General features: G+C 68.1%; 11 protein-coding genes and 1 pseudogene. 1 reads left to right on the forward strand and 11 read right to left on the reverse strand.

Features of this window, described 5'->3' with window-relative positions; genetic code table 11:
* Positions 1-64 precede the first annotated feature (64 nt).
* From AB0L53_RS21870 to AB0L53_RS21910, 9 genes and pseudogenes are all read right to left on the reverse strand, one after another.
* Positions 65-400: pseudogene (locus AB0L53_RS21870) on the reverse strand (DUF4259 domain-containing protein); the annotation flags it as partial.
* A gap of 37 nt (positions 401-437) precedes the next feature.
* Positions 438-1,613, reverse strand: coding sequence for a mannonate dehydratase (locus AB0L53_RS21875; RefSeq protein ID WP_358428471.1), 1,176 nt, complete (start codon positions 1,611-1,613; stop codon positions 438-440).
* A gap of 135 nt (positions 1,614-1,748) precedes the next feature.
* The gene (locus tag AB0L53_RS21880; RefSeq protein WP_357956244.1) at positions 1,749-1,907 is read right to left on the reverse strand and encodes a hypothetical protein; all 159 of its coding nucleotides are present in this window, start codon (positions 1,905-1,907) and stop codon (positions 1,749-1,751) included.
* Between the two features lie 328 nt (positions 1,908-2,235).
* Positions 2,236-3,141, reverse strand: coding sequence for a LysR family transcriptional regulator (locus tag AB0L53_RS21885; protein WP_363996552.1), 906 nt, complete (start codon positions 3,139-3,141; stop codon positions 2,236-2,238).
* A 177-nt stretch (positions 3,142-3,318) separates the two neighbouring features.
* A complete protein-coding gene (locus AB0L53_RS21890; protein WP_363996555.1) occupies positions 3,319-3,510 on the reverse strand; it encodes a 3-keto-5-aminohexanoate cleavage protein in 192 nt (63 codons plus the stop codon).
* A gap of 226 nt (positions 3,511-3,736) precedes the next feature.
* Entirely contained in the window at positions 3,737-5,125 is a 1,389-nt protein-coding gene (locus AB0L53_RS21895) for a TIGR02679 family protein (RefSeq protein ID WP_363996557.1), read from the reverse strand.
* Complete coding sequence (locus tag AB0L53_RS21900; RefSeq protein ID WP_363996560.1) at positions 5,122-9,192, reverse strand: TIGR02680 family protein; 4,071 nt, start codon at positions 9,190-9,192, stop codon at positions 5,122-5,124. The genes AB0L53_RS21895 and AB0L53_RS21900 overlap by 4 nt, the downstream gene beginning before the upstream one ends.
* On the reverse strand, positions 9,192-10,334 hold the full coding sequence (locus AB0L53_RS21905) for a TIGR02678 family protein (protein ID WP_363996562.1): 1,143 nt from the start codon (positions 10,332-10,334) through the stop codon (positions 9,192-9,194). Before AB0L53_RS21905 ends, AB0L53_RS21900 begins: the two co-directional genes overlap by 1 nt.
* On the reverse strand, positions 10,331-11,851 hold the full coding sequence (locus tag AB0L53_RS21910; protein ID WP_363996565.1) for a TIGR02677 family protein: 1,521 nt from the start codon (positions 11,849-11,851) through the stop codon (positions 10,331-10,333). The genes AB0L53_RS21905 and AB0L53_RS21910 overlap by 4 nt, the downstream gene beginning before the upstream one ends.
* Before the next feature lie 1,023 nt (positions 11,852-12,874).
* Here AB0L53_RS21910 and AB0L53_RS21915 point away from each other — a divergent pair.
* Complete coding sequence (locus AB0L53_RS21915; protein WP_363996568.1) at positions 12,875-15,391, forward strand: DNRLRE domain-containing protein; 2,517 nt, start codon at positions 12,875-12,877, stop codon at positions 15,389-15,391.
* Between the two features lie 853 nt (positions 15,392-16,244).
* Here the strand turns inward: AB0L53_RS21915 and AB0L53_RS21920 are convergent.
* Positions 16,245-17,300 carry a cellulose binding domain-containing protein gene (locus AB0L53_RS21920; protein ID WP_363996571.1) on the reverse strand — a complete coding sequence of 352 codons (1,056 nt, stop codon included), beginning with the start codon at positions 17,298-17,300 and terminating at the stop codon, positions 16,245-16,247.
* A gap of 56 nt (positions 17,301-17,356) precedes the next feature.
* On the reverse strand, positions 17,357-19,129 hold the full coding sequence (locus AB0L53_RS21925; RefSeq protein ID WP_363996574.1) for a cellulase family glycosylhydrolase: 1,773 nt from the start codon (positions 19,127-19,129) through the stop codon (positions 17,357-17,359).
* Between the last annotated feature and the right edge of the window lie 62 nt (positions 19,130-19,191).

The raw sequence follows: 19,191 nt of genomic DNA on the forward strand, positions 1-19,191 counted from the left end.
GAGAGGTAGACCAAGCCCGGTCACGACGAACGGCCCCGGTCCATCCATGTGGACCGGGGCCGTTCTAGAGAGCACTGCGAATGCCTTCTATGACGGCCACGGCTTCCGGAGAGGAGCCGCTCTCCTCCCAGAGCGCCAGCCACTCCGAGTCTTCGCCCATCACCCGGTCCAACGCCCGCACGGCCAGCGCCACAAGTTCGTCATCGATCTCCACCCTGCCGCCTTCCAGCAGGAAGTCCGGCGCATAGGGCGAGGTGATCGGCACGCCGCTGCGTTGAGAGGCGACGATGGCCGCTGCCGCGATCGCCTCCGACGCCTCATCGCTGTCCAGATATTTCGTACGGCCCGCAGCGGCTTTGAGCGCCTTGCGGACCAGTGCCGGACGCCGCTTAGGGGCTGCGTTGAGCGATCTTGCGGTGGTCGACGCCGCGGAACGGCTACTCTCGGGGGTTCCGTCGCGCTGCTCGGTGTTCGGCGGCCGCGATCATGCCGAGGATATAGCCGTACCCCTGCGCGTATGCCTGCGACTTCGATGGGTCGGCGTCACTCGGAGGTACGTGGTCGGGGTCGATCGCCCCGTCGTATCCCGCGTCGGCCAGGATGTTGATGATCTCCGCGTGGTCGATGTCACCCTCGTCGCCCCACGTCTCGATGAAGTCGTTGCGCCGCCCCTTGATGTTGCGCAGGTGGATGTTGAACACCCGCTTGGTGGCGGCCAGCCTCTGGACGATGGGGTAGATCTCTCGCTTCGGGTTCCACAGCATCTCCGCCAGCGTCCCGCAGCAGAGGTTGAGGCCGTGGTAGCGATTGCGGCGCAGGTCCAGGAACGTGAACAGGCCCTTGCCGCCGGGGACGCTGAGGACGTTCTCGACCACGCCGCGGTACCCGCCCGGCGGCGTTCCCGGATCCTGGGGGTGGCAGGCGAGACGCACCTTGTACTGCTCCGCCACCGGGACGACCCGCTCGAGGAAGTAGTCGATGCGCTCCCAGAACGTGTCCGGATCGACCTTGCCCGCGATGGTGTCCGGCAAGGTGTGGTCGAGGTCGCTCGCACGGAACTGGCGTAGCTTCGATCCCCCGCGGCCGGGCACCTCACCCGTGGTCATCACACCCAGGATGCTCATGTTGTATTTGATGGTTCCGACGCCGGCACGGCCACAGGCCTCGATCATCCGCTGAATGTCCTCGATGTCCCGGTCCCGCTCAGGACTCTTGCCCATCATGATCGCGGGACGGAAGTCGGTGTCGATCAATGATGATTCGAGGAACGGCAGGGCGACCATGTCCATCTGCAGGCCCTGGCTCTCGATGCGCTCCTTCTCCTGCTCCACTTCGGACACGAGCCAATACCCGCGATCGCCGGTCTTCTGGTCGTAGGGCGGGTCCACCGGGTAGCCGCACACTCGGGCGACGCCGTGGCGCTTGAACTCCTGGAGCACGGCCTCAGACGGCGAGCGCCTCTGGGTGCCCAGCACCATGCGGGGCTTGGCGGTGTTGCCCGACTCCTGGGCGTCGGCGGATGCTGCCGCGGCAGGGTCTGACGAGGCCATCATCGATGCGAGGCCGGCCCCGGCCGTCGCGGCGCCAGCGCGGAACAGTGTTCTGCGATCCACGTTGCTCGATTCCATGTGCGGTTTCCCTTCTGGGGGGTGCGGACGAGGCGTGATGACGAAACCCCGGTGTGCAACGAGATGGCCGATGAGAAGGACGCCGCGTTGTCTCATGTGCGTCTATGCCGGGTAGGGGTGCTAGCCGGCTCTGAAGACCGGTGACCCGTCGTCGGGAATGGCGATGGCACTCGATGGCGTCAGGTCGACCCGACAGGTCCAGCCGGCGCGGACGGAGCGGGCGACCGCCTCGGCTTCGGCGCGCGTGTCGAAGCGTTGCGTTCGCAGCACTTCGGTCACGTCGGTTCTGATCGACTCGACCGGTCCCACTCCGGGCGGGTTCGCAGGTCCACGCGAGGCGATTCGAACCACACCTGGTCCAGCCATAGCGAGTTCCGCCTGCCGTGCGAGGTGGTCACGGTATCGGAGTCGTCGCCGCCGAGTTGATCGTCAAAGTGGGTCACGGGGAACGCGAGCAGGCCGGTGGTCAATCGGCTGGCCGGTTCGGAAGGGGGGTCAGCGCCACGCCGTCACGCTAGGAGCATCGATGATGCTTGTCCAAGAGCATTTCCGTATCACTTGATACCGTGATGGCATCATCGGCGGCGGCGCTCAGTAAACACCAAGGTCACCGCGTGGGCGGACCATCGGGGCAACCAGTCCCCAGAGCGTGCAGCACCCGGCTGAGCGCTGGGTTACGCGAGTGCCGCAACCAGAGTAGGTGCAGTTCGACGGGTTCGGGATGGCGACTGGCCAGGGGTACGTACTCCACCCCCGGGACGTTGTTCCGGGCGGCGGATGCGGGAACGAAGGCGATACCACGACCGGCGGACACCAACCACAGCATGGTGAGCACCTGGCTCACGCTGTGCACCACTCGTTCCTGGGTCAGCGGCACAGTGCTGACCACCAGGTCGTAGAAGTAGCGAGCTCGCTGCTGCCCGTGGAAGATCAACGGCTCTGTGCCGAGGTCGTCGGCGTGCGCGGGCCGATCGAGTCGGGTCAGCCGGTGCCCGGCGGGCACCGCCAGCAATAGTGCCTCGCGATACACCAAGAGGGAATCAAACAACTCGGGGTCGAACGGTGGGCGTGCCAGTCCGAGGTCGAGGTCCTCGCCGGCGAGAGCTGCGACCTGTTCGCGGGTCACCATTTCAAACAGTTCGATCTGTACGTCCGGCAATTCGTGTTCGAGCTGGTTGAGCATACGGCCAAGGACACTGAACGTGGCTGTGGCCGTGAAGCCGAGCCGAATCAAGCCACAGGTGCCGAAGTGGACGCGCTGCGCCAGATCGGACGCGGCTTCGGCGATGGCCAGAATGCGCCGAGCCTCGCCGAGGAATGCCTCACCGGCCGGCGTGAGCGCCACGCGCCGGTTGTCACGTTCGAGCAGTTGCACGCCCACGGCTGATTCGAGTTTCCGGATCTGCCGACTCAGCGGCGGCTGGGTCATGCGAAGCCGCATAGCCGCCCGACCAAAGTGCAGTTCCTCGGCTACGGCGACAAAGCCTCGGAGTTGCTCAAAGGTGTACGTCATACGGGGAAGGTATCTCTCCCTACACCAACGGGGGTTGGACAGGCGTTATACGCGGTCATAGGCTGTGCACGCTCGGGGACGCGGCTCGCAATCGTTCCTCGCGGATCATGCCGAGGCTCCGTCCGGTCGAGACGTTCAGGAGGGCGTCACAGGCGCTATTGGTCTTCGGCATGACGTTCAGGAACAGCTCCGGTTGTGGTCGGGCCGGCCAGCCTCGGGGTCGTAGGCGTGAATGATCGCTGTGCCCGCTTCGGCAGCCTCGATGGACACGGGCAGTGATCTCGTCGGGGGAAACGGCAGGTGCGGTGGCCTCGATGGGGTGTGGATGCCACCGGTCGGTGCCAGCGTCAGCGCCCTCCCGATACCCAAGCTCGGTCACGAGTTCGTGCACCTCCAGGTCTTCGTTGAAGATGTCGGACGAGCGCGAGCGAGCCGGCGCTCAGGTTGCGCCGACTATCCAAGGCTCAACCAAGAAGGGATCGTCGAGGGCATCCAGCAAGGGCGCCGCATTGCGTGCGGCGGGTACGTCGTCGAACCCTGATTACCTATGGTGAGGTATGGGGAAGCCTTCTGGACTGAGTCCACTACAGGTCCGTCACCTCGTACCTCGATCGTTGGGACCTGGCGACAGATCGCTGAGCAGGCCGAGCAGTACGAGCTCCTCCTCCACTCGCACCGCGTGGCGTGCCATCGCCTCGGCCAGGGCGGGATCCCATGGCGTCGGACACGGCCGTCCGGTGAGCGCCGCCGGCGAGGCCGCCGCTGGAGAGACCGCTGCCTCGGAAGGCGCCTCCGGAGAGGGCCCCGTCGCGGAGAGCCCTGTCGGGGAGAGCGCCATGGAGGAAAGCGCCGCTTCGTAGGCGGCGGTGTCGAAGCGCCAAGGCTCGAAGCCGTACCGCTCGTGGACGGCGGCCGCGATGGCGACGCCGCCCCAGTCGAAGTCCCCGTGGTACGCGAACCGCCCGCCACCCTCCGACAGCAGGTCGAGCAGCCGCCAGACGGCCGCCGACGGCCGGCCGCCACCGCAGACCAACGGTGGGCAGGACGGTCCCAGTTCGTCGGCGGCGGCCGCCACCACGACGGGGTTCTCGCAGATCCGCACCAGCCCGCACGACAGGGGCCGGTCGTGGCGGCGGAGTTGGCGCAGGGTCAGTACGCAGGGTTCGCCCGCGGCGCGCGCCGCCGCCAGGATGCGGCCGGTCGGCGTCCGATCGTCTCCCGGCAGGCCGAGGCAGAGCACCAGCGAGGACAGGTCGTCGAGGTGAACGCCCACGGCCGCCCACGCGGCGCGGCGGGCGTCCGCGCCGCCTTCCCCGGGGTACGCCCGACCGGTGAGCGCCTTGGCCGCCGACAGCGCCAGTGTCCCCAGCGGCCTTCCCTCGTCGAGGGCGTGCGCGTCACCGGCGGTCTGCGCGGCCAGGCGGCCGATGGGCAGGCCGGGCGACGGCAGTCGCGCCACCACCTGGGCCAGCTGGTCGAGCAGGTGCCGCGCCTGGACCGGGTCCGGGGCGAGCCGCCTGACCAGGCCGGTGGACTCCAGCCAGGCCCGCCATCCGGCCAGCTCGGGGCGGGCGGCTGTCGCGGCGTCGAGTTTCCCGTACGCCGCCCGCCAGGCCGACGCCGACGCCTCCCGTTCCCCGGCCAGGTCGCGCAGGGGGCCGCGGAGCCGTACCACCGCCTCATGGAGCCCTTCGGGGGCGGCGCCGCTGGCGCGCAGGACCCGGTCCACCTCCTCCAGGGAGACCGACAGCGAGGCGCCGGCGCCCGCGCGGCGGCCGAGCAGCAGTTCGGCCGCGCGGCGCTGCACCGCGGAGGCGGTGCCGAGGGTGACCGTGCCCGTGAGCGGCCGGCCGCGTTCGAGCCGCTGCCGGGCGCGGTCGACGAGCCACGCGATCTCCTCGCCCCCCAACAGCCGCCGCAACCGCTCCTCGCCGGTCAAGCCATTGCCGGTCAAACCCCGGCCCGCCGCATCTCCGCCCGTCAAAGCAGACTGTCCTGTACAGCAGCGGAGCCGGGATCGGCAACGGCGGCGGCCATCGCCTGCGGCCGTTCGGCCCGGGTTCGCTCGCGCCCGTCCCACCGCCACGGCGTCACCAGCACGGCGTCGATCCCGTCACGCCTGGTCAACTGACAGATCGCCAACCCCGGCACCGACGGATAACATCCCCACTCACGTTCGCTGGTCATCACCACATCCATGTCGAACGTGGCCAGCAGCCCCAAGCACTTGGCTCGTGAATCATCGTCCACTCCGGCGAAAGCCTCATCCAGCGCGACCAGCCGCGGCGTGTACGGGTTGCCCGCCGACTTGTAGTGCGCCGACGCGGCGGCGAACAGCGGCACCGAGGCCGCCAGCACCCGCTCGCCGCCCGAGGCGGGCCCGGTGGCCGGCCGCCACTGCCCGTCCTGGAGCCGCTGGATCGCGAATTCGTGCCAGGTCCGATAGTCCAGCGCCTTGGTCAGCGCCTCGGTCCAGCCTGCCGCCGGGTTGTCGGCGTGCTCGCGGGCGATCCGCTCCTGCAAGAACGCCCCGACCGCCACCCGGTCGTCCAGCAACCAGGCGTCCACGATCTGCCGGAGTTTGTCGCGTACCCGATCGAGCCCTTCCGGGGCGTTCCTGGCCTGCTTCCACAGCAGGCGCAAGCGCATTCCGGTGGACGTGGGGCGGGCGGCCAGCTCGGCGTTCATCTCGCGTACCTCGGCCTCGGCCGCGGTGATCAGCTCCTGGAGGGTGCCGGCGACCTCGTTGAGCAGGTGGTTCTCCAGGATCTCGCGCTCCTTGGCCGACAGCAGCCGGGCGCGGTGCTCGGTCTCCTCGCCCAGCGCCGCCACCAGGCCGGGCACTTCCCGGGTACGGCCCTGGAAGTGCACGTCCACCACCATGACGCCTTCGCGCAGGGTCAGTCCGACCGAGTGGCCGTGCCTGGCCATGGCGTCGGAGAGCAGCTTGTGCTCCTCGGCGACCTTCTTCTGCACCCGGTCCCAGGGACCCTCACCATCATCGACGCTCTCAAGCGACGCGTTGACGGTCCTGGCCAGGTGCACGGCAGGGGTGGCCGCCCATTCCGCGCCCGGATCGGGGAGATCGAGCTCAGGCAGCGCGACCCGCATCAGCCCGGTCGCGGCGAACGCGCGGAACTCGCGCACCTCGTCGTCGCGCGTGTCGGCCGCCTCCTTGATCTGGCGGCGCAGGCTCGCGCTGGTGGCCTCGGCCCGGCCCCGCTCGGTCAGCGCCTGCTGCTGGTCGGTTCGGGCCTGCTGTTCCTGTTTCGCCCGTTCGCGTAGCTGTAGTCGTACCTCTTCGAGGCGGCGGAACAGCTCTTCCACGGCGGCGCCGGCCGTCGCGGTCAGCTCCCGGTAGGTCTCGGCGGCGGCCTGCTCCTGTTCGCGCGCCTCGGCCGCCGCCACGGCCGCCTCCGTCAGCGATTCGCGGGCCTGCGCGAGGTCGTCGGTGGCCTCCCGCGCGGCCTCCTCGGCCGTCCGCGCCGCCCGCACGGCGGGCCAGAGCTCGGCCAGCGCCAGCCGGTACGCGGCCAGGCCCGCCTTGACCTCGGCCAGCTCCGCGGCGGCGACGGGCAGTCCGACGTCGCCCGCGAACTCCGCCGCCCGTTCCCGCGCGACGCCCAGCTCGCCCTGCCGGTCCTGCGCCAGCCGCTCGGCCACGCCGTGCTCGGCCGCCAGCTGGCCGCGCCGCTCGTGCTCGGCCGCCAGCTTGACGTGCGCCTCGCGGACGGCCGCGGCCGGCGGCAACGCCCGCTGCTCTGCGGCCAGGTCGTCCTGGCGTACGACCAGCGCGGCCAGTTCGTCGCCCAGCGCGGTGATCTGCCCGTCGACCTCGGCGAGTTCGGCCCGGAGCGCGATCAGCCTGGCCCGCCGGGCCGCTTCCCGCGCACCTTCGCCGATGTAGTCGGCGCTGACCTTGTGCCAGGACCCGGCCAGCGCCCCGTTGCCCCACCGCCCGTCGACCGCGACCCACGTCGCCGCTCCTGGCCCCAGCCCGATCGCCGCCAGTACGGCCTCGACGGCGGTGTCCGGCAGCGTGGCGGCCCCCGGGTCGGCCCGGTCCACGGCTGGCCGCAGCACGACGGCGCAGGACGGACCGAACACCGGCGCCCCCGCCACGATGGTCGTGTCGTCCTCGGCCAGGAGGGTTCCGGCGGGGGTCAGCCAGGCGTCGAGGATGCCCGCCGCTTCCAGCGCGGCCTCCAGCCCGGCCCGATGTTCGGCGGGCACCGCGTCGGCGAAGTCCACGGCCCGCCACAGGGGCGCACCAGGACGGCCGTCGCGCGCCGCGCCGCGGGTGTGCGGCACGGGCGGGGCGTCATGACCGCCCGCCTCCAGCCTGACGATCTCCTCCCCCAGCTCCAGGGCCTGCCGGCGCGCCGCGACCAGCGCCGCGTCCAGCTCGGCACCACGGCGGCCGAGTGCGGCGGTGGCGGCGCGTACGGCGTCGTTGACGGCGGCTTCCGCCGGATTGGCGCCGTCTGCGGTGTTCGCCCAGCCGGCCAGCGCGGCGAGCACGCCGTCGGGGTCCGCCAGCCGCAGCTCGGTCAGTCCGGCCAGGTAGAGCGTGTACGCCTGGACCAGCTCGGTGATCCTGGTGGCCGTGGTCTCGTCGGCGGCGGCGATGCGTACGGCCGACGCCTGGAGCTCGCCCGTCAGCCGGTCCACCTCCGTGCGGGCCGCGGCCAGCCGGGCCTCGGCCTGAGCGACGGCGTGGAGCAGCCGTTCGAGCTCGGCCACGGCGTGCTCCTGCCGGGTGGCGAGTGCCTCGGCGGCCTGCCGGTCCAGCGGCTCGCCGGGCAACCCGGCTCCGCGTGGATCGCTGGGCAACCTGGCCTGGCGAACCGCCCGCGCCGTCCGCTCCTGGGCGGCCGTCAGCCCGGCCGCCGCCTGCTCGGCCTTGAGCCGGGTCGTGTCCGCCCGCCCGCGCATCTTGTCGACCTGCCCGGTCAGGCGGTCGCGATCGCGGTCGGCGCGGCCCGCGTGCTCGGCCAGCCGACGAGCCTCCTCGCCCGCCTGCTTGAGCCGCTCGGCGGAGCGCATCTCCGGGCTCTCCTGGAGTGCGTTGCGGCGGGCCTCCAGCTGATTCTGGCGGGTGGCCAGGTCCGAGAGCAGGTCGTCGAGCTCCTCCAGCCTGGTCTCTGCCGCGCTCTGGCGGGTCTCCGCCTCGCCCAGGTCGCGGCCCAGGTGCTCGTACCGGCTGTGCGCCAGGCGGGGGCCCGCCGCCTTGCGCTTGGCGGCGATGGTGGCGTACCGGCGGTAATGGGTGAGGAACGCGGACGCGGCGGCGCGCGCCTCCTCCAGACCGCGCAGGGCGTCGCGCTCCTCGTCGAGGCCCCGGAAGGCCTCGGCGACGGTGGCGATGAGGGCGGAGCTGAGCGGCGGCAGCGCCTCGGTGAGGGCCCTGGACAGCAGCTTCTCGTCCGGCTTCTTGGACAGCTGGGGCTGGCGCAGCTGGATGAGCAGGTTGACCAGCGCCTCGTAGCGGTATTCGCCGAGGCCGAACATCGCCTCGTCCACCGCCCGCCGGTAGTCGGCGGCCCGGTCGTACACCATGCCGTGGCCCTCGACCGCCTCGCGCAGCTTCTCCCTGGTCAGCACCACTCCGGTGGCGGACAACAGGTGCAGGTCGAGGCCGGGCCGCTGGGGCGTGACGAAGAACCAGTGCCGGACGATGCCACGGTCCTTGACCGCTTTGAGCCCGCAGCCGATCGTACGGAACTCGCGGGTGCCGTCGGCGGCGCGGCGGCCGAACTCCAGCCAGGCGTAGCCCAGCCGCTCGGCGTGCGGGTGTTTGCCACCGAGCAGGAGGTTCCACTCCATCCGCTTCTGCCGGTCGCCGTCGGGTTCGACCCGGTGCGGGGCCAGCTCGCCGTCCAGCAGGAAGGGCAGCGTCAGGGCCAGCACCTTTGACTTGCCCGTGCCGTTGTTGCCGCGCAGCAGCAGCCGCCCGTCGTGGAAGTGGAACTCCTCCACGTCGTAGTAGAACAGGTCGACCAGGCCGGCGCGCAGCGGCTTCCAGCGCTCTGAAGTGGGCTCGGGGAGCATCAGGATCCTTTGACGACGGGGGCGTCGAGCGCGTAGCGGGCGATCGCCGGCAGTCCGGCGACCGTGTCGTGGCGGACTTCGGCCAGGCGCAGCGCGGTCAGCTTGCCCAGCGCTGTGGCCAGCAGGCCGTCCTCGGCGCCCGGCTCGGTCACGCCCTTGCGCCAGAAGGAGGTGTGCTCGCGGGCGGCCCGCCGGACGAAGTTCCTGAGCTCTTCCATGCTCTGCTCACCGCGTGCGGCGAGCTGCTCGGCCACCAGCAGCGTGACATGGCCGTCGGTACGCTGCTCGGGCATCCGTACGTCGGTCAGCTCGTCGTCAGGGTCGGCCATCGCGATGCCCTCGGCGCGGACCTCGGCGACCAGGCCGGTGGCCTCCTCGATCCGGCGGGTGATCGCGTGCCGCTGGGAGGTCAGGTAGGCACGCTCGGGCTCGTCCAGATCGGTGTAGTAGACGACGGGGTCCTCCAGGAGCCGCCGGGTGAGACGGCGGCGCAGCGCCTGGTTGCGCAGGTCGTCGGTGTCGGCGACCGGCTCGGCCGCCAGCTCCGCGATCCGCTCGTCGAAGGACTCGGCGGTGATCGTGGACGGGCCGCGAGTGCCGGTGAGCAGGGCGGCCAGCACCGGCCTGCGTACGTCGTACAGCACGTCGCCGGTGGCCGACAGGTAGGCGTCCTCGTCGCCCGCGACCTTGCGCAGCACGCCCCAGTCGATGAGCGTGCGCACCACGGCCACCAGGTCGGCGCGCTCCTGGCGGCTGTCCAGGGTGAAGGCGAAGTCCAGCTCCGGCTCGGCCGCCGCGTTCAGCACCTCTTCGGCCAGCCCGCCGAGCGTGGTCTGCGCGTCGGCCCGCTCCAGCATGGCCAGGGCCAGGCAGAGCACCACGTACCGCCGCCTTCCGTACGGTTCGCCGGCCCGGCCGCGCGCCGGATGGGTGGCGTCGGACGGGTCCGGCGCCGTCTTGAACAGTCGCGCGCTCTCGGAATCGACGACCAGCCGCCAGCCCGTCTCACGGGTCAGCCAGTCGCGCAGCTCGCTCAGGTGGCGCCGGACCAGCACCAGCTTGTCCGGATCGCGCAGCAGCGGGGCGGCCAGCAGGGCACGCAGCGCCGTACGCCGCTGGGCCAGGTCCTCCTCCGGTGTCACGGCGCCACCATCAGGTCGGTGATCTCGACGAGGTGCTCCGGCCCGGTCAGGACGCCGTCGTCGGTACGGATCTCGACCTGGCCGCCGCCGGGGACCAGCGCCAGCCGTACCTCGAGAGAGCCGTCGCTCGTCGCGGTCTTCACCTCGAGGTCGTCGGGGTGCCGCGCGGCCAGCGCGTCGCCCAGCAGGCCGAGGAAGAGCCGGAACGCGCGCGGGTCCAGCACGTCCAGCTCCGAAAGCAGCACCGGGCCGTCCGTGCGCAGCCGCGCCCGCGCCGCGGCGGTCTCGGCCGCCTCGCGTTCGGCCTGCTCCAGCAGCAACCGGCGGGCCCGCGTACGGTCGGCCACCTTGTTCGGCTTGCCCCGCCGCTCGTAGGAGCCGGTACGGCGCAGTTGCGGCGAGATCCTGATCGGCGGCGCCTGCGCCCAAGGCGTGGCGGCCGGAACGTCCTGCCATTCGTCCAGCGTGGACGCGGTGACGCTCAGGTGCCGAGCCGAGGTCAGCCCGAACGCCGCCCGCCACAGCCGGTGCATCGACGCCTCGTCGGGCGCCTCGGCGAACCAGCGGGCCAGCGTACGGAAGTCGGCCGTACGGTCGGAGCGGCCCGCCCGCCGCTCGTTGAGCAACCCGACCGTGTCGATGAGCTGCTTGATCGCGGTCACCGCCGCCTGCCGCAGCAGCCGGGCCTGCGAAGGGTGACCGGCGTCCTGGGAGACGAACCAGTCCGTCAGCCCGCGCCAGCGGTTCCGCCACGAGCCGAGCGCCTTCTCCTGGGCCCGCCCCTGGTCCTCGCCGTCCGGCACCGCGTCGGCGGCCTCGCGCCGGGCGGCCAGCACCAGCAGCCGCTCGTGACCACTGCCTTCCAGCTCAACGAGCAGGGCCGCGATGCGCGCCCCCGAATTGGCCAGGTCGGCGATGAACCGGTTGATGTAGTCGATCAGTCGCTCCTTGTAGGCGACGAACCCGTCCACGTCGCCGTCGGAGAAGTCGATGGCCCGCCGCAGTGACGCCATGAACGCCTGCGCGTTGTCGGCCAGCGAGGAGAACCGCTCGGCCAGCGACAGCAACAGCAGATGGACCCTGGCGGGGTCGGGCTCGTCCTCCCCGGCGAGCAGGGCCAGCGACCGCAACTGCTCGGCGATGTCGGCCAGCGCCACCGACTGCAGCGAGCCGCGCCGGCCGATCGCCTCCTCGTAGAACGCGATGGCCTGCTCGGCGGCCTGACCGGCCGGGGTGAGCTGGAACAGCAGGCGTTTGCGGTGAAACTCCTCCACCGTGGTGACCCGGCCGGTGTCGGCGTCGGCACGCAGATTGCCCCACTCCACGAGCTTGTCCAGCGCGCCGGCCAACTGCTCGTCGCTGTCGCGCCGCAGCTCGACGGCCACGTCCTCGGGCCGCAGGTGCACGATGAACCGCTCTTTGGCGCTGACGAAGGTCCGCAGCACGTCCCGGTAGAGGGCGGCGTTCGGCGCACTCAGATGGGCGAAGGGCTGGGGCTCCTGGGTCGGCGAGGACATGAGGTCAAGTGTCCCTCATGTCCTCGGCAGCAACCTGCGATTCCCGCTGTCGGTCGTGTCGAGGAGCCGAGCAGAGCGGCGCAAGACCCTGGTGGTCTGCTCAACATGCCACCACAACATCCACAACGGACGCGGAACAGCCGTCCCCCGGAAGTGATCACTGGAGAGCCGTGGGCGGTTGACGCCGCCCGCACGGCTCGGGAGGGGGCCGACGGAAAAGGATCCAAGCCACGGGGACCTCGCCGGCGGCCTACCTCACCCTGAACATCCACCTGGCCACGGAACTGACCGAGTTCGCCCAGGCCAACGCCGACTGGTTGCGCATCTATCAGTTCCCCTACCTACTCGACGGCTGCCTCGCCCAGACCGGCCTGATAATCGAACGCCCTTGAACACATGACCGACCCTACGAATTCAGCCTGTGTACAGGGTGCTCGGCAACGTCGCCGGCCCTTTGCCTTCAGATAGGCCAGCTCGAAGCCAACGCCTGGCTCGCGATCGAGGCGGCGTCCTTCGCTCCGACACCCTGGCTCATACCCGGAGCCTCGCTGGCCGCCACAGCCGTCAAGGCCTCGTAGGTCTAAATCCCATTCTCGCGTTGGAGCTCAGGCGTTTTGCCAGGCCAGCATGAAATGCGAGCATTTGCCCCTTTCACGCCTCTTTACATCACTCTTGCACTCTTGTGATCTTCAATGTAACTTTAGCAGGCCCTTGCAAGATCGCCGAAAGGACGATTGAGTGAGAAATCCCTCCATGCGCCATCATCGGCTGTTACCTGTAGTAGCCGGAGGCGCCGTCTTAGTAAGTTCGCTGGCAATCCTTCAACCCCCCGCGCTGGCAGCCACTCCCCCCAGCGTCCGCCTGGTGGATGAAGACCCCAAACAGCCTGTCGAGATGCTCGGGGCAGCCACTGAAACTATGAGGGCCATGCGATACCCTGGTGGCCGCGTCACCGTTGAGAGCTGGTCTCAGCCCGTACGGGTCCAGCAGTCCACAGGCAAGTGGGCGTGGATCGACACGACCTTGGTCGAGGAAAACGGTGTTCTCCGACCCAAGGTCGCAAAGGCAGCAACCGAGTTCTCAACAGGTGGCAGTAACAAACCGCTGGTGACCTTCAGCCCCCAGACCAAGCAATCCGTCAGCCTCAACTGGCCGACAACGCTCCCTCGACCTACCATCGTCGGCAACAGAGCTACCTACGCTGACGCTGCCGGATCAGGAGCCGATCTCGTGCTTACCGCATTGCCCACCGGCTACAGGCAAGAGATAGTGCTGCGTACCAAGCGCTCCAAGCCCTTGGAGATCAGCATGCCGGTGATAACGCAGAACTTGAAGCTCCGGACAGGTAAGGATGGCCGCCTCGAATTGGCGGATGCCTCCGGACATAGCCTGGCGCATGCCCTCAACTCCAGCGCGTTCGCGACGCTGCAGGAGGGCAAGCAAGCCACACTTTTATCCCCTGTGCCCGGCAAGGTAAAGACCACTCTGACGGGCGATTCGGCCCAGAAGTCGCTGGTCATCACCCCCGACGCATCCTTCCTCAACGATCCGGCGACTAAATACCCTGTCACTATCGACTCTGCGGTCACCATGTCGCTCGATGGCGATATCGATGTCGCTGACGATGGAGCGATGGGCGACCCCACTCGACCCCTCCTTACAGCGGGGGCCATTTTCGGCATCCTCAACAGGACGTATCTGCGATTCAACGTCAACGCCTTGATCGGCCAAGACATCGTTGATGCCAAGCTCTCCCTCCTCAACACTGACGCCCCAGCGTGCGGTAACGGCATCGGCGACGGGATCCAGGTTCGCCGTGTGACCAGCGCATGGCACAACGAAAACCTCACGTGGGCCAACAAGCCGTCCTCGACGGACGAAGGTGCTCAGACCGTCACCAAGGCATACTCATCAGATTGCGGACCAGGACAGCTCGATTGGCCGATCACCGCGATCGCGAAGAACTGGGCTGAAGGCGGTGGAAACTACGGCCTCGAACTCCGCACCCCAGACGAGAGCAGCCAGGATGACAACTGGCGGGTCCTCGCCTCCTCCGAATACAGCGGCAGTCCAACTCCACCAAAGCTAACGGTCACATACCAGGGCTACGGAGGGCCGACCGTCGTCAACCCTGCCGGGTCCGACGGGGTCGAGGTCTTCACGGCCCCGGAATCATGGCGCCGAGATTCCCTGCCGATGTCTTCGACCCTAGGACATGCTCTAGACGCAGCCGAAGATCGTGCCGATGCGAACTCATCGGCCCTTGGAGTCCCCCTGGTGGACATGGCGACTGGCGCTGTGCACATCCCCGCGGTAACGCCGGAAGGACAAACGATCGCGGCGCAGGCGATCAGCGGGACGGCATACAACTACGATGCAGGCGTAGATTTGACGCTGCCGGGAGGCGTTACCGACTCCAATGAAGCCGATACTGATGGAGATGGCATCCCTGGAGCGGCGGAGAACTACGCGTTCAATCCGTCCGTCGAGACGGTTCCGAACAGCTCCGCAAAGCTGAACGCCATAGCCGATGAGATCCTCAATATCGACGGTCAAATAGCAGACGGCGACAAGCTTCTGGAGAGTTCCATCTGGCCAGCGCGGAACCAGGTCATGGTGGAGGCATCGGAAGTCAGCCCTGCGTTGAGACTGGCCCTCGCTCAACGCTACGGAACCACCACGGTTTCCATTTGGCTGAGACCCGGCGCAACACGTGATCACGTGAACACCCGAAGCCGTATACAGGACGATGCTCTGCCATCCTGTCCGGTGCTCTCCACGGGCAAGGTATCCGACTGCCGATCGCGCGACGGCTACGACGACGATGACTACATCAACGGCGGAAGCATTTACGGCACATCCGATGGCGCTCACGCCTGCAGTACCGGTTTCGCTTGGAAGACGTCCACGACGAAGTACATCCTGACAGCCGGTCACTGCAATCCCGTTGACGTCGCAGGGAAGCCGACCATCGGCGAAGTCGTCGGTTCGACCTTTAACAGCAAGAGCGGGTCGGTTATCCGTACAGGCCAAAAGAAGCCGTACGGAGATCTAAGTCTCATCGACGCCAGCACGATCTCCAAGATCCCCACAGCATCAATTTTCTACGGCAGAGGCATCACCGATGCGACCGCAGAAGATCCCCCCGGGGCCTTTAAGAGAGGGATATACGGTAGATACACGCAGCGGGCCAAAGTCGGCGACAGATATTGTACGGGCGGTGCCATGGAGGGCGAAATCTGCGGTTACGTCGTCCAAATCGCACACAAGAGAAAAGAAATGCGCGACGAAGAGACCGGCTCGACCTTCTTCATCGATCCTTTGACAACCGGGTCGAAGTCGGGCAAGTGCTCCGACTCGGGCGACTCCGGCGGCCCGGTCTACACCATCATCTATGGAGGGCAAGGCGAAGGTGGAGCTATCGCAAAGGGCATCATCAGCGGCGGCAATGACGTTCTGAATTGCAAGCAATCCTTCACTGACCTCTTCGACGCCAGAGCTACATTTGGCGGCGACATCCTGAAGCGCAAGCGTTCATAGTTAGGATAACCTGTGGCCAGTTCGTCTGCAGCCAAAGGATTCATTGCTCTTGCCGTGCTGACATTACCAATGTCGGCCTGCGGACTGCAGGCGGACTGGCACGCAATCTATTCGGCCAGTCCATCGCCAGATGGTCACTCCTTAACACTTACCCTCATCATTTCCCCCAAAAAGAAGAATGGCGCCCTTTGTGAACAGGTTGCAGACAAAAGCGTAGATCAATCATCCCAGAGGGTCGTAGTCGGAATTAAGACAAAAGACACCTGTTGGTCCCCCTTTGACGGAAGCGGCGACCACTTCATGAATGCCTATTTCTATCGAACCACAATCCTCCTAAAGCGCCCGCTAGCTAATGCCCAGGTAGTTGACAGGGCAACCGGAGCTGCAATCCCCGATGAGCGGAGATCGGAGAAGAATTAGGATATTGCAGCCTCACTAGCGGACGTGGCATACGTCTGCGCCTACCGTTGCCATTTGCGCCATAGGCGACTTCGTCGTCGTCGACCTGTCCGGACTCATCCGCATCCTCAAGCGCAAGCTCAAGAAGCTCCAATACCGGCCACATCTGATCAACGGTCGCCTGGGCCAGACGAGACTCACGATCGAACATCCCTTGAGCACATGGCCGGCTCTACGAATTCAACCTTGTACGTAGCCGGGGGCTCCAAGGGGCCGGTGTTACCTGGGCACTTTCGTGGTCGGCGATGTCGTCAACCGCCAGGAACGGCTCGCCGCCACGGTGGCCACGGTCCCGCTCAGCCCGGACCGCCCCCGCAGGCGGTCAGCGCAGCCCGCCGTAGAAGGTGGGCCGCAGAAGGATGACCTACACCCGGGGAGACCTACCAGGATGCGCTCAACTGAGCGTGCAGTTCACTTGGGGTAGCGCGTTGGTGGTGTTGTTCCAGGTGGCGGTGAAGCCGAAGGTCGTGGACGCGCCGACCGGCAGGTTGCCGTTGTAGCTCGCGTTGCGTGCCGTGACGGTGGCGCCGTTCTGGGTGAGTGCGGTGTTCCAGGATTGGCTGATCTGCTGGCCGTTGGCGAAGGTGAAGGTGGTCGTCCACGCGGAGGAGGCGGTTGAGGAGTCGTTCTTCACCGTGATCTCGCCCTGGAAGGCGCCGCCCCACTGGGAGATCACCTTGTAGGTGGCGGTGCATCGAGCATCAGGCGTGGGGCTGGGTGAGGACGGCGGGATCACACCGTTGAGCATCTGCGCAAGCGTCGGGTACCAGCGGTCGGCCATCTTCCGGAAGCCGGTGTCGTTGGGGTGGACTCCATCACCGGTGTCGGTGGCCGCGTTGAAGCCGGTCCATAGGTCGGCGACGACGATGGGCGACCGCGCGGTCGTGAGGCCGGCGGCCCAGCCCGGGATCGCGTTGTCGAGTGCCACCACACTCGCCGCACAGGTGGGGCAACCGGACGGGTTCATGGGGATGATCTGGGCCACGACGATCTTCATGTTCGGGTTGTTCGCCCGCATCTGGCCGACCAGCTTGGTATATGCGGCCAGGACAGTGGCGGTAGGGATGAAGCCGCCCCACATGTCGTTGGTGCCCAGGTGCATGAGGACGATGTCGGGCTTTGCCGCGTCCAGCCACGGCGGCAGCTGGTTCTGGTCGGCGATGCCGGTCGCGGCGTAGCCGCCGTGGCCCTCGTTGTCGCCGTCGTAGGCGAACCCGTAATTGCAGCCGCCGTCGGGGACGCTGCCGACGAAGTCGATGTTCGTATATCCGGCTGTCTGCAGGTGGTTCCAGAGCAGGGCACGCCAGCAGCCGGGTCCGGCGGTGATGGAGTCGCCGAGCGGCATGATCCGGACGGGGGCCGTCGCCGACCGCGCGGGCAGGGCGACGCCGAAGGCGACCGCCACGAGGAGCGTGACGAGGACGGCGTACAGGTGGGATCTGCGGCGCATGAGCGGCTCCAAGTAGAGACCCGGGCCCGCCCGATGACGGACCCGGTCGAGTGCTGCTACGAGAGAGGGTTCTGGGTGAGCAGGTGTGCCTTGAAGCCCTCGCCGTACGTGCTGGTGGGGGTGCCGTTGTAGTCGGTGATGAGCACGTTGCCCTGGCTGCAGCCCCATGGGTTCCAGGTCCAGGCCGTGTACCCGACGCCGTGCGCGTCGGCCCAGCTCATCACCTGGTCGATGTAGTCGTGCGCGCAGGAGTTCTGGCCGATCTCACCGGCATGCACCGGCACCTGGGCCGCGACGGCGCCGACCTGGCTGTTCCAGCAGGCGGTGTTGGAGCAGGTGTTGAAGTTGTAGGTGTGCCAGGCGGCCATCAGGTTGCCGGTCGGATCGGTCGGCTTGTACGTCAGCCACTGGCTCAGGTCGTTGGACCAGGCCAGCCCGCCAAGCATGATCACATTGGTGGCCCCGGTGGCGCGCACCGTGTTGACCAGCGACTGCATGCCGGCCACCTGGTAGCCGATGCCGGTACAGGTGCCGCCGTCGCGCCAGCACTTCCAGCCCGCGGTCGCGTCCCAGTTCGCGGCCGCGTCCGGATAGGGCTCGTTGAACAGGTCGAAGACGACCGCGTTGTTGCCCTTGAAGGCGTTGGCGACCCCGGTCCAGAACGTCGGGGCGTACTGGGCGTCGGGCATCGGCTTCTGGCAGGTCGCCGTGGTGTCGGAGCAACCGGCGCCCTGACCGGTGTACAGGCCGTAGTTCCAGTGCATTTCCACGATCGGCGTGATGCCGTTGGCGACCAGCAGGTTCACATAGTCCTTGACGTTCTGCTGGTACGCGGGGCCACTGGGGGTGCCGTTGGTGCCGTTCCAGCACTCCTCGTTCAGCGGGATCCGGACCGTGCGGATGTTCCACGCCTTCATCGCATCGACCGAGGCCTGATCCACCGGGCCGCTGTCCCACATGCCCTTGCCCTGTACGCAGGCGAACTCGCCGCTGGCCCGGTTGACGCCCAGCAGACGGTAGGTGGCGCCGGCGGCGGTGACCAGCCGGTTCCCCGAGACGTGCAGCGCGGGTGCCGCGCCTCCCGTACTGCCGTCGTTGTCGGCCTCGGTGGCGTTCACCGTCACCGAGGTCAAGCCGCTGGATGCCACGGTGATCGGCCGGGTGCCGTTCGTGGTGTCGCTGTCCTCCGAGGCGCTCAACGTCACCGTCTGCGGGGTGTTCCAGTTGGCCGTGGTGAAGGTCAGGGAGGCTCCGCCGGTCACGGTGATGTTGGCGTCACCGGTGCCCGCGGTGCTGGTGACCGTCACGTTGCCGGTCGGCTGGGAACGCAGGCGGACCGTGTAGCCGCCGGTCCCGCCCTCGGGCACGCTCACACTGGTGGCGGAGACCACCAGCGCCTGTTGCGTCCCTCCGGCGCCGGTTCCCGTGCAGGAGACGCTGGGGTTGGTGTTGGCGCCACCGGTGTACGTGCCGTTGAAGCCGAGACTCCAGGTCGCCCCGGCGGCCTTGGCGGCGTTGTAGGAGACCGGGTTGACGGTGATGGCCGCACCCGCCGGGGTGGGGGTCGCCGGAGTGGGCACGCCCTCCCACATCTGGGTGATCACCTGATTGTTGGGGAAGTCGAAGCTCAGCGTCCAGCTGGTCAACGCGTCGCCGGTATTGGTCACCGCGATGGTGGCGCCGAACGCGCTGCCGTTGTCCCAGCTCTTGGTATAGGTGGCCGAACACGACACGGCGGCATCGGCCGCGCTCTGGACGGTGGCGAGGCCGAACCCGGCCAGCACCACAGCGACGGCGGCCGTCAAGGCCCTGCGTAACACGATCGGCATGGGAGCCCTCCGTGACGAAACCGATGGACACCGCTCTCTAGAAGCGGCCAAGCAGCGACTCC

Source organism: Nonomuraea sp. NPDC052129, assembly GCF_040680095.1.
Classification (GTDB): Bacteria; Actinomycetota; Actinomycetes; order Streptosporangiales; family Streptosporangiaceae; genus Nonomuraea.

Bases quoted from the DNA above. Each gene is read 5' to 3' on its own strand.
- AB0L53_RS21885 (WP_363996552.1), bottom strand. From the start codon at position 3,141: ATGACGTACACCTTTGAGCAACTCCGAGGCTTTGTCGCCGTAGCCGAG.
- AB0L53_RS21900 (WP_363996560.1), bottom strand. From the start codon at position 9,192: ATGCTCCCCGAGCCCACTTCAGAGCGCTGGAAGCCGCTGCGCGCCGGC.
- AB0L53_RS21910 (WP_363996565.1), bottom strand. From the start codon at position 11,851: ATGTCCTCGCCGACCCAGGAGCCCCAGCCCTTCGCCCATCTGAGTGCG.
- AB0L53_RS21920 (WP_363996571.1), bottom strand. From the start codon at position 17,300: ATGCGCCGCAGATCCCACCTGTACGCCGTCCTCGTCACGCTCCTCGTG.
- AB0L53_RS21925 (WP_363996574.1), bottom strand. From the start codon at position 19,129: ATGCCGATCGTGTTACGCAGGGCCTTGACGGCCGCCGTCGCTGTGGTG.